The organism is Rickettsia felis URRWXCal2, from assembly GCA_000012145.1.
Lineage (GTDB): Bacteria > Pseudomonadota > Alphaproteobacteria > Rickettsiales > Rickettsiaceae > Rickettsia > Rickettsia felis.
In genome coordinates this window covers 1257603-1270012 of sequence record CP000053.1, presented here as the reverse complement: position 1 = coordinate 1270012, position 12410 = coordinate 1257603, and the positions used below count along the sequence as shown (strand labels likewise).

Sequence of the window (12410 nt, the reverse complement as noted above, 5' to 3'; positions counted from 1 at the left end):
TAAGTGTGTAAACTTTTCCAAAAGCCTAGATTCTTTCGTCAAATTTTATTAAAAAATGAGCCATAGCCTTGTTCCAGTTTGGTATGGGCATGGACCATTTTTTGGTCATGTAATCAATTGCCAAATATAAGCTTTTAAAAACAGCATTATCATTTGGAAAAACACGTTTATTTTTTGTGACTTTTCGGAGTTGACTATTAACAGATTCCACAGCATTTGTTGTATAAATTATTTTCCGTATTTCTTCAGGGTATCCTAAGAAAATCATTAAATTATCCCAGTGAACATACCAAGATTTAGCAATTTGAGGATATTGTTTATTCCATTTAGATTCAAAAGCCTCTAAAGCGGAAAGTGCTTCTTTTTCTGTGCTAGTGTATAAATAGGTTTTAAATCACCAGCAAGCTCTTTCCGGTCCTTATATGATACATATCGTAAACTATTTCTAATTTGATGTACAATACATAATTGATGCTCCGTCTTTGGAAAAACAGCACCTATAGCTTCAGACATACCATTAAGGTTATCGCTACATGCTATCAGTATGTCTTGTATACCTCTATTTTTCATCTCAGTAAAATTTCCAAGCCAAAATTTAGCCCCTTCATTCTCACTGATCCATAATCCCAAAATATCTTTCCGCCCTTCTAAATCAATACCTAATGCAACATATACCGATTTATTGATAATCCGTTTATCCTGACGTACTTTTACTATTAAACAATCAAAAAATACTATAGCATATACTGGATCTAATGGACGGCTTTGCCATAGCTTAACATCCTCTATTATATCATCTGTGATTTGGCTAATTAAACTCTCGCTTACATCAGCTCCATATAACTCCTGAAGCTGTAATTTTATATCTGATAAACTCATACCTTTAGCATACAAAGATAGTACTTTATCATCAAAACCATCAAGTCTTCTTTGACGCTTTGCTACTAATGATGGTGCAAAACTGCTATTTCTATCTCTTGGCACTTCAATCTCAACAGCACCATTCTTTGTAATCAGATTCTTTGTGTTATAACCATTACGTGAATTCTGAGCATCACTTTGATTGTACTTGCTATATCCTAAATGATTATTCATCTCAGACTGTAGAGCTCTCTCTACAAGACGCTTGGTTATTTCTTTTAATAAACCATCTTCCCTGAATAATATTGATACATCTGTATCATTATTGATCAATAAATCTATCGCTTGTTCCATTGCAGCATTTTGTTTCTGTGTCATTGTAATTTCTCTTTTTGTTATATTTTCTTTTATACAACCTTTGAGAAATTTACACACTTATTTGGACTCGCCTACATCGTCACTCGTCGCTCTCCTATTAGTTATAGGCTTCGCTCCTCGCTCCTTGTATGCAAATCCAACTGAATTGACTATATATGCTTTAATCAAATAGGAAAAATTTACCTATTTCAGGGATAATAAACTTATTTTCATCAATATTATGTTTTTTCATAGCTTGTCGGAGTTCCAAAGGAGCCGCATCAAAGGCTTCATCAGCTAATTGAAAGACATCAAAATGACTAGCTATAGAATATTTAGAATTTAAGTCCAAATGAGTAAATACGGCTTCTTCAGGATTCATATGTACCGGTTTCATAAACCATCTTGGTTCATAAGCTCCTATCGGAATAAGGCTTATTAAAATATTATGTTTTTTTCCGATCTCTTTAAAAAGTGTATCGTTATAACCCGAATCACCTATAAAACAAATATCTCCTATATTAGTTTTAATGATAAAAGTTCCCCATAATGCTTTATTTTTATCAAATATTCCTCTAGCCGACCAATGCTGTGCCGGTTCTAGATAAATATTTTGTTCTTTATATGATTCTCCCCATCCTAAGGTAATAATTTCTGCATTAGGAATATGTTTTTTGATTATTACGTCATTCATTAGCGGTGTAATAATCTTAGGTTATCCCTTATCCATAAATCTTTAATTGTTCTGATATCTAAATGGTCATAGTGATTATGACTTACTAATATAATATCTATTTTAGGTAAATCGGTAAAATTAATGCCGGGTTTTACTACTCTCTTTGGTCCTGCAAAAGTAAAAGGACTAACCCGCTCCGACCATACTGGATCAGTTAAGATATTTAAACCGTCTATTTGAATTAAAAAGGTTACATGTCTTACATAAGTTACCCTTATAGTCTCATTATCAGTTATTTTTTGTGGTGGAATATCAGTGGAAGTAAGAGGAAGTAGCGTCGGCCATTTTGGTCGTTTTGAAGTTATTTTCCATTTTAGAATATCAAGTAAGGTTTTAGGTTTTATATTAGGATCAATATTGAAAAACATATTTTTATTTAGATAGATCTTCCTTTCGGTTTATTAGAGTTTTTAACTTGTTCAGCAAAAGATTTTGTTTCTTTAGTTGTCGGTTTATGTATAAATCCTCTAGTTTTTTCTCCTATCAGCATGGCTTCTTGAAGTATGTCTTTTGGTAGTTTAGCTATAGATGCGGATATTTCCGGAGTTTGTTTTATTTCTACCGTTATCTTTTTTTCTTTATTTATATCTCTGCCTATTACTTCATCTAGCGGAACATTTTTATAATCGGCAAGAGCAACAATTGCTCCCATATCAGGCATTTTTGTACGACCATCTAGGAAATTTTTCCACGCTGTTTCATGGGTACCTGTTTTTTCACTTAACTTATACGGGGTTATATTGTCTGTTTCTAATATATTCAGTACAAATTTTTTAAAATTATTTCTAATTTCTTCTGGACCATCTGTATTTGTCACTGATATATCGTTAATCCGATTAAATCTTTCTTTTGACCTTATATCTTCGCTCATTATTTTTTCCTGTAAAATTTGCTCCTAAAAATTGAGAGTTAAAATAATTTTTTTAAATGATAAGAATTTATGATTTTTAAGAGGCTATCTACGAAATTATTTTAATTGATAATTAAAGAGATTTTATAGCAAAAAAGAATTTAACTAGCTTTAAAATAACTTTATAGATAGCCTATTAGACTTATTTATTAATATATAACTAATAAATAGTAAATAGAAGATAATTATAATGAAAATAATAAATTTAAGCTATTTAATTAAGTATTTAGGTCTTATATATGAAATTTAAATTAATCTATTTTAACTTTTTTTGTCACAAATTATAAAATTTTCTGAAATAGAAACCATGCCTTTTCAAAATCTTATAATTTTAATATAAAATAACTTAAGATATAAATTAAATTTCAGATGCAAAATCTAAGATATTTTAAAAAGATTATATAAATTAAAAATTGTTTTTTCTGCATCTTGATCATTTATTAATAAGGTAATTTTAACTTCTGATAATTGTATCATGTTAACATTTATATTATCTTTCGTTAACTTTGATAATATCATTTCAAGTACTTTACAATCATTTTTAATCCCATAACCAATAAGAGAGATTGTAGCAATTTCGGCATCAAAAGTAAAATCTTGTATCTGCTTATCATTTTTTAAATTAGTAAGTAAAGCTTGTAAATTATTTTCATCAGTTAAATTTGTAATAAAACTATATTCTTCATTATTTTTTATCTCTTGCATAAATTCAATATGATTATTATTTTGTGTAATCATATTTGCAACTTGCAAAAAACTTAAAGAAATGCTCTTTACAGATATTTTTAATAAATTTTTATTAGAAGTAATGCTGTTAATAATTCCATTCTCCATATTTTTATCCTTTGAAGTAATTAACGTACCTTCTGTATTCGGTGAAAATGTTGAAAGAACACGCATATCTATTTTATACCGCATTACTAGCTCTACGGCTCTAGGGTGTAATACTTTTGCTCCGCTTGATGCTAGTTCTAACATTTCTAAAAAATCTATTTCTTTTATCTTCTTGGCATTTGGAATAATTCTTGGATCAGCAGTAAATATTCCCTCTACATCGGTATAAATATCACATCTCTTGGCTTTCATAGCTGCAGCGATTAAGGCGGCAGTAGTATCGGATCCTCCTCTGCCCAAAGTGGTTAACCTATTGGATTTGTTAGTTCCTTGAAAACCGGCTATTATAGGTACGGTATTTAACTGTAAATATTTTTCTAGTAAATCTGTAGTAATTGATTCTACTAAAGCTTTGCTATGATTATTATCGGTGAGAATCGGTAATTGCCAAGCTAGAAATGATTGTGCCTTTATGTCTTCTTCTTGAAGAGCGAGTGCTAGTAATGAAGCAGTGACTATTTCGCCGCTAGAAAGTGCTACATCATATTCTGCAAATTGAGAAATGTTGTTAAGGCTTGATACTTCATTACACAATGTGACAAGTTGATTAGTAACACCTGCCATAGCCGAAACTACTACAATTACTTGGTTATTTTTAGCTATTTCGGCTTTTATGATAGGAGCGATTTTTTTTATTCTATCAATATTTGCAACGGAAGTACCACCAAACTTTTGAATTATTAAGGCCATAACTAAAGGAAGCCTAATATTATATAATTAATTTTCTGCTTGTTGTTATCTAGATTACTGACATTGCCAGCGTGGTTTGTTTTATGTCATTCCTGCGAAAGCAGGAATCCAAAAAAATATAAATACAGCAAATGCTTGAAATTAAAAGCTCGATTTATCTCACTTTATTCTAGATTCCTGCTTTCGCAGAAATGACATCGAATACTTTAACCATACAACAACGCTTATGTTCGCTCGCAATGACGAAGTGATACCTACGCAACAATGCATAAAAAGCATTTTTTGTTCCATTTAACACTAGTAGATCAAACTGCAAAAAGGCACTGCTCAATAACTATTGATATTTTTCAAAGCTTCTGTCATTGCGAGGAAAAACTGCAAGTTTTGACGAAGCAATCCAGTCAAAAACTCTGATTTATAGAATTTTTTTAATTATTTTCTGGATTACCGTGCAGTCTACGACTACTCGCAATGACAAAATCTATACTTATTGAGCAATGCCTACAAAAAATACTTAAGCACTTGCAATTTCTTTAACATTAACGATTTTATGATTTCGCTTAGTTAAAAATTCTACTCTACCTTCTATCAAAGCGAATATTGTATGATCTTTGCCAAGCCCTACATTCGTTCCAGGATGAATTTTTGTGCCGCGTTGTCTGACTATAATATTACCGGGTATTACATATTGTCCATCGGCTTTTTTAACTCCCAGCCTTCGACCGGCCGAGTCTCTTCCGTTCCTAGAACTACCACCGGCTTTTTTGGTTGCCATTTTATAATTCCTTTTAAGTTATTATTATTGTTTGGTAATATCTAATATTTTTAATTCCGTCAGTTCTTGACGATGACCGGCTTTACGACGATAATTTTTTCTACGCTTTTTCTTAAAGACTATAATTTTATTATCTTTAAGTTGGTTAGTAATTTCAGCCGTAACGACAGCCCCTTTAACTATTGGAGTACCAATAAAAGAAGGCTTTGAGTATTCGCCAATCATTAAAATTTGATCAAACTGAATTTTAGAGCCAAGTTCTCCATCAATTTTTTCGACTTTAATAATACTATTTCTGTCTACTTTATATTGTTTTCCACCTGCTTTTATAACTGCGAACATGAAAACTATCTCTTTAAAAATTTATAAATATTTGTCGTATCATATTATTATATTAGAAATTAGTCAATGATAATATTATGTTATGTCTATTAACACAAATATAATTGCGTATTGAGTTACTGCAGCAAATATTGCGGCTAGCAAATCATCAAGCATAACGCCGATACTGCCCTTAATATTTTTGTCAAACCAATTAATAGGCCAGGGCTTTACTATATCAAAAAATCGGAATAGACAAAAAGGTAATATGAAAAGTAATATAATATTTATTGTTAGCGGGCTAAAATATTTTACTAAATGCGATTCATTAGCAAATAAAGCCGAAAAAAATACTAAAACGATAGTTAGCATTTGTCCGACTACTTCGTCTATTACTACTTCTTTAGGGTCTTCTGAATTTGTATAGTTTAAATATATTTTAGTAAAATAAGTGCCGAGTATTAAGAGTATCAAACATATACTAAAGCTTATAATAAATATACTGACAAGTTGAGCTTCACCGAGAGTAAGACTTGAAAAAGGAATGATTATTTTGTTATTAACAATAAAATATATTAAGAAGTAAGTTAGAGGAAAAGCGGCAATTGATCCAAAAGTGCCTGGACAGTATTTTATTTTCCCGATATAAAAAAAAGTAGCAAAAAATTCTGAAAATTGTTTTTTAGTAAACATTTCTTTAATTATTTTATCCTAGATTAGAGCTATAATATCTTATATAATAAAATTTTAACTTATACAGCAAAAATATCATGGGAATGAGCTTTAGCCATTTATTAATAGTTTTATTAATTATTTTTGTATTATTCGGTGCCGGTAAATTACCTCAAGTTATGTCTGATTTAGCCAAAGGTCTTAAAGCTTTTAAAGACGGCATGAAAGACGAAGGTAGTGATAATGATAAGAAAAATAATTGATTCGAGGTAACTCTCCTGCGGATACCCGAGTCGTCATTGCGAGCGACCGTAGGGAGCGTGGCAATCTCAGGACATTTGACGAGATTGCTGCGTCGCTTCGCTCCCCGCAATGACGATTCCGCCACACAACAACGTCCTAATTCCCTGAAACAGTAGAATATACACCATTCTCTTTCCTGATAATGTCATACCGTCTCTGTGCTACTCCATCGATGAAATGAATATTACCGGATAAACCTATATAAGGTTGTCTACTGTTCATTCTATTTAAAAACCTTTCAGATGCAAATTCATTGCCTATATAGTTTGCAGTTATACGTCCTAAATCATAAGAAAGAAGATGTATGAAGCCCATATGGTTAATACCTAAGTCTTTTGCCCTATCGGGAACGTTGCTATTGAGTAAATTTAAAGAACCGGTAAAGCTAATATCGATATTTTCAGGGTAATCGATATCAATACGATTATCACCGATTAAAATAGCTTTTTTATCTAAATTATATTTACGAATGCTATCGGCAAGTATGTTTAAATTTTTTGGATCATCTGATAGATAAATAACCGGTTTTGTTGTATCGCTACGCTCATTTATAATATCGGTATTGTCTGAAATATTTCTTGCGGCTTTTGCTATAGATTCAGGATTATCCTCATAGAATTCGGTGCGTGATAATGATGCATTTTTCTGAATCAGTATATTTTGCATTACTTGACTAATAGTCTGTGAATGTTTCCCTTTAGGTAACAATGCCATAAAATCTTTATGGTCGTTACTTGCGTAATAATTGATGATGCGTATCAGTTGTTTTAAAGGTGCATGACCGAATACAAATAATTTATCTTCTGCAAGAGCTGGGTTATTTGACATGGTTATTATAATAATATCATTTGCCTTTGCTTTTTCGGCTATTAGAGAGGTAAAGTTAGAATATAGAGGACCTAAAATAATCTTAGTTTTACGTGCTACTATTTTATCCATAGCGGCTAAAACATTTTTTTCATCTGAACCGTCGTAAGAAGTAACATGTATGTAAGATTTAATCCCGTCGTTAAGTCCCATTTTAATTAAATCTTTATATTGTTTCCCGACAATATTATCAGGACCCTGATTTGGCATTAAAATTGCAATCTCAATTTCTTTTTGTTCTTTTTTAGGAAAACTTATAGGTTCTTCTTTAGGAGTTTGACAGGATGTTAAATATATCAAGCAAAAAAATGATAGAAAGATTCGTAGTTTATGTTTTATACTAGCCATAATATTACTTAAAATTTAAAAATTATGATTTTGAAGTCAGGATTATATATTGTTTCAACACCGATCGGTAATTTTGAAGATATAACGCTTCGTGCTATATCGACTTTAAAAAATTCGGATATTATCTTATGCGAGGATACTAGAATATCACAAAAATTGCTAGCAAAACATGACATTCATACAAAATTACAAATTTATAATGATCATAGTGACGAGAAAGATAGAGAAAATATCATAAGTTTAATAAAATCGGGCAATATAATAAGCTTAATTTCTGATGCAGGGACTCCTTTAATTTCCGATCCCGGCTATAAGTTAGTTAGAGATTTGCGTATTCTTAATTGTCATATAGACGTAGTACCAGGGGTATCTGCACCGGTTACTGCTCTAACTTTATCAGCTCTTCCTACTGATCGATTTTTATTTCACGGGTTTTTACCTAAAACTATAGAAAGTAAGAAAAAGATTTTTTCTGAGCTAGTAAATCTTAAGGCTACGTTGATTTTTTTTGAAACCGCTCCTCGTTTGATAAACACCTTATCGGTAGCTAAGGAAATATTAGGAAATCGAGAAATATGTGTAGCTCGTGAGTTAACTAAACTGTATCAGGAAATAAAAACAGGGGATATAGATGAAATAATAAAGTTCTATCAAAATAATATTTTAAAAGGTGAGATAGTATTGTTGATTTCAGGAAATATACAAGAACAAAACCAACAAAAAAAATTAGAAAAATTTATAGAACTTTGCTTAAGTAAAAACTTAAGTAGCAAAACCGCTACCGAACTTGCTTATGATAAATTCAAGGATGTTTATAGTAAGAAAGAAATATATAAATTGGTGAATGAGAGTAAGCAGATGTAGGCGTTGTGGTATGATTCTTATGTCATTCCTGCGAAAGCAGGAATCCAAAAAAAAAGTATAAATACAGCAAATTTTTAAAATTAAAAGCTCGATATATCTCGCTTTATGCTGGATTCCTGCTTTCGCAGGAATGACATTATATGGCAAGTATATTTTAGTGACAGCCGCAACCTTTTTTAGGTTTATTGTTTTCTGCTGAATTTTCAAGTTTTTTACCTGCCGCTTGCATATCTTGACCCGCACCTTGCATTGTATTACAAGCACTTGTCAAGAAAGCTATAGCTACTAATATAGAAGTTATAAGTGCTTAACGCATAAAATTTTACCTTTATCAAATTGAGCTTAGATATTATGAAGTAAGCAAAAAATTGTCAACTTGGAAATATATTAAGAGTTAAAGTGGTTCATTGACAAAAAATTAATTTTTTGGTATTTTTTTAAGAATTGATATTTAAAAAAGCTATAATATGATAGAATTAGTATCTCCTATGAAAGACGGTGTTTTAGATTGCACAAATTTAGAGGGAATAAGCTTACAAGAGATTTTTAATTTTCTTCAAAGCCCTGATATAGTAAAGGATAAAGTTGTTTCTCTTGATATATCAACTTATGAAAATTGGAAAGAAGTAAATGATTTTATTTTACAATTAAATGATAATTCATCTTTTAAGCCTCAAACTATAAAAGTTTATACTTTCTATAGATATATGGAAGATATTTTTAATTTAAGACTCAAAGCAGGAATAAATATTACTAATGATACTTATGTTAAGACGGTAGATCACAGAAAAGAGGTTTTATTAAAAAAATTCTTACAGGAATTTAAAAAAATAATTTTACTAAAAATGAAGAACAGTTAAGTCAATTTATAAAAGCTGCCTGTAAAGAAGCAAAAAGCCCCGATGATATGGAAATGCAGTATATTCAGGCTTTGCGAATTTGTTCCGAGTTTAATTTCAGTAAGATAGATAAAAAATATTCTGATCTACGACCTCATTTTACAAAATTATATAAAGCACAAGAGGTAAAATCAGAAATTCATCATTATAAGCAGGAAGATGATTTACATTTTTACATGACAAAAGTCAATGGAGCGAATATGTCTGCTTGGCAAGGTTTCGTAAATCAGCAAAGTAATGCTCAAAAATCTTATCAAGGTAAGGATCCGGTGATAAAAAATTTTGATATGGGGAAATATGCTTTTTCCGCTAGCTTAAGTTATCATGATCAAGATTTAACGGATGTATATGCAGCCTTTGTTTCTAATAAAATACGACAAAAAGGCGACTTGCCTGATACTTCATCTATAGAAATGTTTATAACCATGCTGACTTCTAAAAATGCAAGCTTTATTTCGCATTCCGGTATAGCAAGAACTCCAATATATACACTAGAATCTGCCCCTAAACATCCAAATCTTGCAGTTAAACTTCATAGTTCTATTGCCGCCTGTGCCAAGGATATTTATTCTAATAAAAAAGAATATATGATTACTGTACCGGTAAAAGAAATGACGCAAATTTTGCTTAAAGAATATGAGAAAAAAGGAGTTTTAGATAAGATATATATAGGACATCGGCAAGAAAATTTAGGTAATAAACAAACTCCTATAAAACTGATCAACGATAATGACAAAACTTTATTTAGTCTTTACGATAAAAACGGTAACATATTACATGAATTGACAGCTGAGCAAATGAAAGGAGAATTTGCTTGGTTTTGTACACATCCGCATCTATTCAAGGATCAAGATAAAGGTGTACCGTTAGTTACTTGTGATTTAGAAACATTAGCAACGCTTGATCCTAAACCTAATCCTATAGAACATGAATATTATTTAGAAATAATTGGTGAATTATAATACTCACAATACTCTTTAATAGGGCAGATGTCGCAATCGGGTTTTCTAGCTTTGCAAATATATCTACCGTGCAGAATTAGCCAGTGATGGGCATGAGTTAACCATTTCTCATTAATAATTTGCAGTAGCTCTTTTTCTACTATTTCAGGACTATTACCTCTAGCAAGTCCAATCCTTTTGGCTACTCTAAAGACATGTGTATCAACCGCCATTGTCGGCATACCAAATAAGCAGTTTAGTACAACATTGGCAGTTTTTCTGCCGACACCGGGCAGTTTAATTAATTCCTTAAAATCATTTGGTACTGAAGATTGATAATTACTTATCAATATTTTACATAATGCAATAATATTTTTTGCTTTGCTGTTAAATAGTCCGATAGATTTTATATATTTTTTAAGCCCGTCTTCGCCGAGTTCTAAAATTTTTTCCGTTGTATCATAAGTTTCAAATAAAGATTTAGTCGCTAAATTTACTGATATATCGGTGGCTTGAGCAGATAACATTACCGCTACTAATAAGGTGAAATCATTCTTATATATTAATTCGGTTTTCGGACTTGGATTATTCTTGCTAAAAATCTCAAAAATTTTATTAACTATTTGTGCTTGCATGATGTATTATGAAGAGTATATTTTAGAGAATAATATTTATATCAGGTTTTGAATGACGGAAAATAAAAATTTTGAATTTATAGAAAATGAAATAAAAAATAATAAAGTAGTGCTGTTCATGAAAGGTACTAAGGAAGCTACAATGTGCGGCTTTTCTGCTAAAGTAGTAGCTATTTTGAATAAATTAGGTGTAGAGTTTCGTGATATTAATGTATTTGTTAATCCGGAATTTCGTGAAGATTTAAAAAAATTTAGCGATTGGCCAACATTCCCACAATTATACATTAAAGGGGAATTAGTCGGCGGTTGTGATATTGCAACGGAGCTATACAATAATGGCGAGCTTGAGAAGATGTTGAAAGGTTGAGGCGTCACTATATGTCATTCCCGCGTAGGCGGGAATCCATCATAAAGCGAGATAAATCGAGCTTTTCAAATAAAGCTTTTAAGTACTGGATTCCCGCCTACGCGGGAATGACATAAACGAGTCATCCGCTCGTTGCAATGACGGAAAAATAACAATTTTGTAAAAAACATGAACAAATATTTAGAATACCCAGAAGTAGAAAGCAACCGGCAGCCGGCAAAGAAGCTAGTAGTGTTACTGCACGGTGTCGGCTCAGACGGACATGATTTAATAGGATTAGTCCCTTATATCAAAAATGATTTGCCCGATTGTCATTTTATTTCACCGCACGGCATTGAGGCTTACGATATGATGCCTTACGGTAGACAATGGTTTAGTTTGCAAGATCGCAGTCCACATATAATAGCAAAGCTGATTGCGAATAATATTTCTAAGCTTGAAGACATAATAAAGCAAAAGCAGGAAGAGTTAAATCTTACCAATAAAGATACGATTATTATAGGTTTTTCTCAAGGTACAATGATTGGTTTATATTTAACTCTGATTCAGCGAGAACCGTTTTTCTGTACTATAGGTTTTTCGGGTGCATTAATTCCGCCTATGGAAGTTAATAATAAACTCACCCCTATATGCTTGATTCATGGAGAATTAGATGAGGTGGTCGGTGTTAGTGAGATGTATAATGCTTCAAACTATTTATCTAAGCTGCATATAGAGCATAGCGGGCATAAATTAACTTCTCTTGCTCATTCAATAGACGGACGAGGACTTGAGATTGCGATTAATTTTATAAACACATGTCATACCGTGGTTTGACAGAAATTGTTGCATAGTTCTCGATGTCATTCCTGCGAAAGCAAGAATCCATTACTTTTAGCGTCACCCCGTGGCTTGACCACGGGGTCCATAAAAACAATAAAAAATACTAATAATTTTAGTATTTTTAACTGGATACCGTGGTCAAGCCACG

Annotated in this window: 14 protein-coding genes and 3 pseudogenes; 6 read left to right on the top strand and 11 right to left on the bottom strand. The window is 31.5% G+C overall.

All coding sequences use genetic code 11. The features are described from left to right. Positions 1 to 25: 25 nt before the first annotated feature. The 8 genes and pseudogenes from RF_RS06365 to RF_RS06330 form a co-directional block, all read right to left on the bottom strand. Positions 26 to 1239, bottom strand: a pseudogene (locus tag RF_RS06365) (IS256 family transposase). Between the two features lie 60 nt (positions 1240 to 1299). Next, positions 1300 to 1392, bottom strand: a pseudogene (locus RF_RS09325) (palindromic element RPE2 domain-containing protein); the annotation flags it as partial. A gap of 10 nt (positions 1393 to 1402) precedes the next feature. After that, a pseudogene (locus RF_RS12075) lies at positions 1403 to 2109 on the bottom strand (MBL fold metallo-hydrolase); the annotation flags it as partial. 221 nt (positions 2110 to 2330) lie between these two features. Then, on the bottom strand, positions 2331 to 2825 hold the full coding sequence (locus tag RF_RS06350; RefSeq protein ID WP_011271505.1) for a hypothetical protein: 495 nt from the start codon (positions 2823 to 2825) through the stop codon (positions 2331 to 2333). 417 nt (positions 2826 to 3242) lie between these two features. Beyond that, positions 3243 to 4448 carry an aspartate kinase gene (locus RF_RS06345; protein ID WP_011271504.1) on the bottom strand — a complete coding sequence of 402 codons (1206 nt, stop codon included), beginning with the start codon at positions 4446 to 4448 and terminating at the stop codon, positions 3243 to 3245. 514 nt (positions 4449 to 4962) lie between these two features. Next, positions 4963 to 5223 (bottom strand): 50S ribosomal protein L27, encoded by a 261-nt coding sequence (gene rpmA, locus RF_RS06340; protein ID WP_011271503.1) that lies wholly within the window; start codon positions 5221 to 5223, stop codon positions 4963 to 4965. Between the two features lie 24 nt (positions 5224 to 5247). Next, the gene (gene rplU, locus RF_RS06335) at positions 5248 to 5565 is read right to left on the bottom strand and encodes a 50S ribosomal protein L21 (RefSeq protein WP_004997480.1); all 318 of its coding nucleotides are present in this window, start codon (positions 5563 to 5565) and stop codon (positions 5248 to 5250) included. 75 nt (positions 5566 to 5640) lie between these two features. Beyond that, positions 5641 to 6237 (bottom strand): phosphatidylglycerophosphatase A family protein, encoded by a 597-nt coding sequence (locus tag RF_RS06330; protein ID WP_011271502.1) that lies wholly within the window; start codon positions 6235 to 6237, stop codon positions 5641 to 5643. A 77-nt stretch (positions 6238 to 6314) separates the two neighbouring features. Between RF_RS06330 and tatA the strand changes: the two genes are divergently transcribed. After that, a complete protein-coding gene (gene tatA / locus RF_RS06325; RefSeq protein WP_011271501.1) occupies positions 6315 to 6479 on the top strand; it encodes a twin-arginine translocase TatA in 165 nt (54 codons plus the stop codon). A gap of 136 nt (positions 6480 to 6615) precedes the next feature. Here the strand turns inward: tatA and RF_RS06320 are convergent, their stop codons facing one another. Next, a complete protein-coding gene (locus tag RF_RS06320; protein ID WP_011271500.1) occupies positions 6616 to 7734 on the bottom strand; it encodes a penicillin-binding protein activator in 1119 nt (372 codons plus the stop codon). A 24-nt stretch (positions 7735 to 7758) separates the two neighbouring features. On the opposite strand from RF_RS06320, the gene rsmI reads away from it, so the two are divergent. Next, positions 7759 to 8598 (top strand): 16S rRNA (cytidine(1402)-2'-O)-methyltransferase, encoded by an 840-nt coding sequence (gene rsmI, locus RF_RS06315; protein ID WP_011271499.1) that lies wholly within the window; start codon positions 7759 to 7761, stop codon positions 8596 to 8598. A 154-nt stretch (positions 8599 to 8752) separates the two neighbouring features. On the opposite strand, the gene RF_RS06310 is transcribed toward rsmI, so the two are convergent. Beyond that, a complete protein-coding gene (locus RF_RS06310; protein WP_231564297.1) occupies positions 8753 to 8899 on the bottom strand; it encodes an entericidin A/B family lipoprotein in 147 nt (48 codons plus the stop codon). A 166-nt stretch (positions 8900 to 9065) separates the two neighbouring features. Between RF_RS06310 and RF_RS06305 the strand changes: the two genes are divergently transcribed. Further along, entirely contained in the window at positions 9066 to 9458 is a 393-nt protein-coding gene (locus RF_RS06305; RefSeq protein WP_011271498.1) for a hypothetical protein, read from the top strand. A gap of 47 nt (positions 9459 to 9505) precedes the next feature. After that, positions 9506 to 10459, top strand: coding sequence for a hypothetical protein (locus RF_RS06295; protein ID WP_011271497.1), 954 nt, complete (start codon positions 9506 to 9508; stop codon positions 10457 to 10459). On the opposite strand, the gene nth is transcribed toward RF_RS06295, so the two are convergent. Next, positions 10432 to 11073, bottom strand: a complete 642-nt coding sequence (gene nth, locus RF_RS06290; protein ID WP_011271496.1) for an endonuclease III — start codon at positions 11071 to 11073, stop codon at positions 10432 to 10434. The two genes, RF_RS06295 and nth, sit on opposite strands and share 28 nt — an antisense overlap. A gap of 52 nt (positions 11074 to 11125) precedes the next feature. Here nth and grxD point away from each other — a divergent pair, with 52 nt between their 5' ends. Continuing rightward, positions 11126 to 11440 carry a Grx4 family monothiol glutaredoxin gene (gene grxD / locus RF_RS06285; RefSeq protein WP_011271495.1) on the top strand — a complete coding sequence of 105 codons (315 nt, stop codon included), beginning with the start codon at positions 11126 to 11128 and terminating at the stop codon, positions 11438 to 11440. 168 nt (positions 11441 to 11608) lie between these two features. Then, positions 11609 to 12256, top strand: a complete 648-nt coding sequence (locus RF_RS06280) for an alpha/beta hydrolase family protein (RefSeq protein ID WP_011271494.1) — start codon at positions 11609 to 11611, stop codon at positions 12254 to 12256. Positions 12257 to 12410: the final 154 nt, after the last annotated feature.

Coding starts and splice junctions, on each gene's coding strand:
- RF_RS06350 (WP_011271505.1), bottom strand. CDS start 2,825: ATGAGCGAAGATATAAGGTCAAAAGAAAGATTTAATCGGATTAACGAT.
- RF_RS06345 (WP_011271504.1), bottom strand. CDS start 4,448: ATGGCCTTAATAATTCAAAAGTTTGGTGGTACTTCCGTTGCAAATATT.
- rpmA (WP_011271503.1), bottom strand. CDS start 5,223: ATGGCAACCAAAAAAGCCGGTGGTAGTTCTAGGAACGGAAGAGACTCG.
- rplU (WP_004997480.1), bottom strand. CDS start 5,565: ATGTTCGCAGTTATAAAAGCAGGTGGAAAACAATATAAAGTAGACAGA.
- RF_RS06330 (WP_011271502.1), bottom strand. CDS start 6,237: ATGTTTACTAAAAAACAATTTTCAGAATTTTTTGCTACTTTTTTTTAT.
- tatA (WP_011271501.1), top strand. CDS start 6,315: ATGGGAATGAGCTTTAGCCATTTATTAATAGTTTTATTAATTATTTTT.
- RF_RS06320 (WP_011271500.1), bottom strand. CDS start 7,734: ATGGCTAGTATAAAACATAAACTACGAATCTTTCTATCATTTTTTTGC.
- rsmI (WP_011271499.1), top strand. CDS start 7,759: ATGATTTTGAAGTCAGGATTATATATTGTTTCAACACCGATCGGTAAT.
- RF_RS06305 (WP_011271498.1), top strand. CDS start 9,066: ATGATAGAATTAGTATCTCCTATGAAAGACGGTGTTTTAGATTGCACA.
- RF_RS06295 (WP_011271497.1), top strand. CDS start 9,506: ATGGAAATGCAGTATATTCAGGCTTTGCGAATTTGTTCCGAGTTTAAT.
- nth (WP_011271496.1), bottom strand. CDS start 11,073: ATGCAAGCACAAATAGTTAATAAAATTTTTGAGATTTTTAGCAAGAAT.
- grxD (WP_011271495.1), top strand. CDS start 11,126: ATGACGGAAAATAAAAATTTTGAATTTATAGAAAATGAAATAAAAAAT.
- RF_RS06280 (WP_011271494.1), top strand. CDS start 11,609: ATGAACAAATATTTAGAATACCCAGAAGTAGAAAGCAACCGGCAGCCG.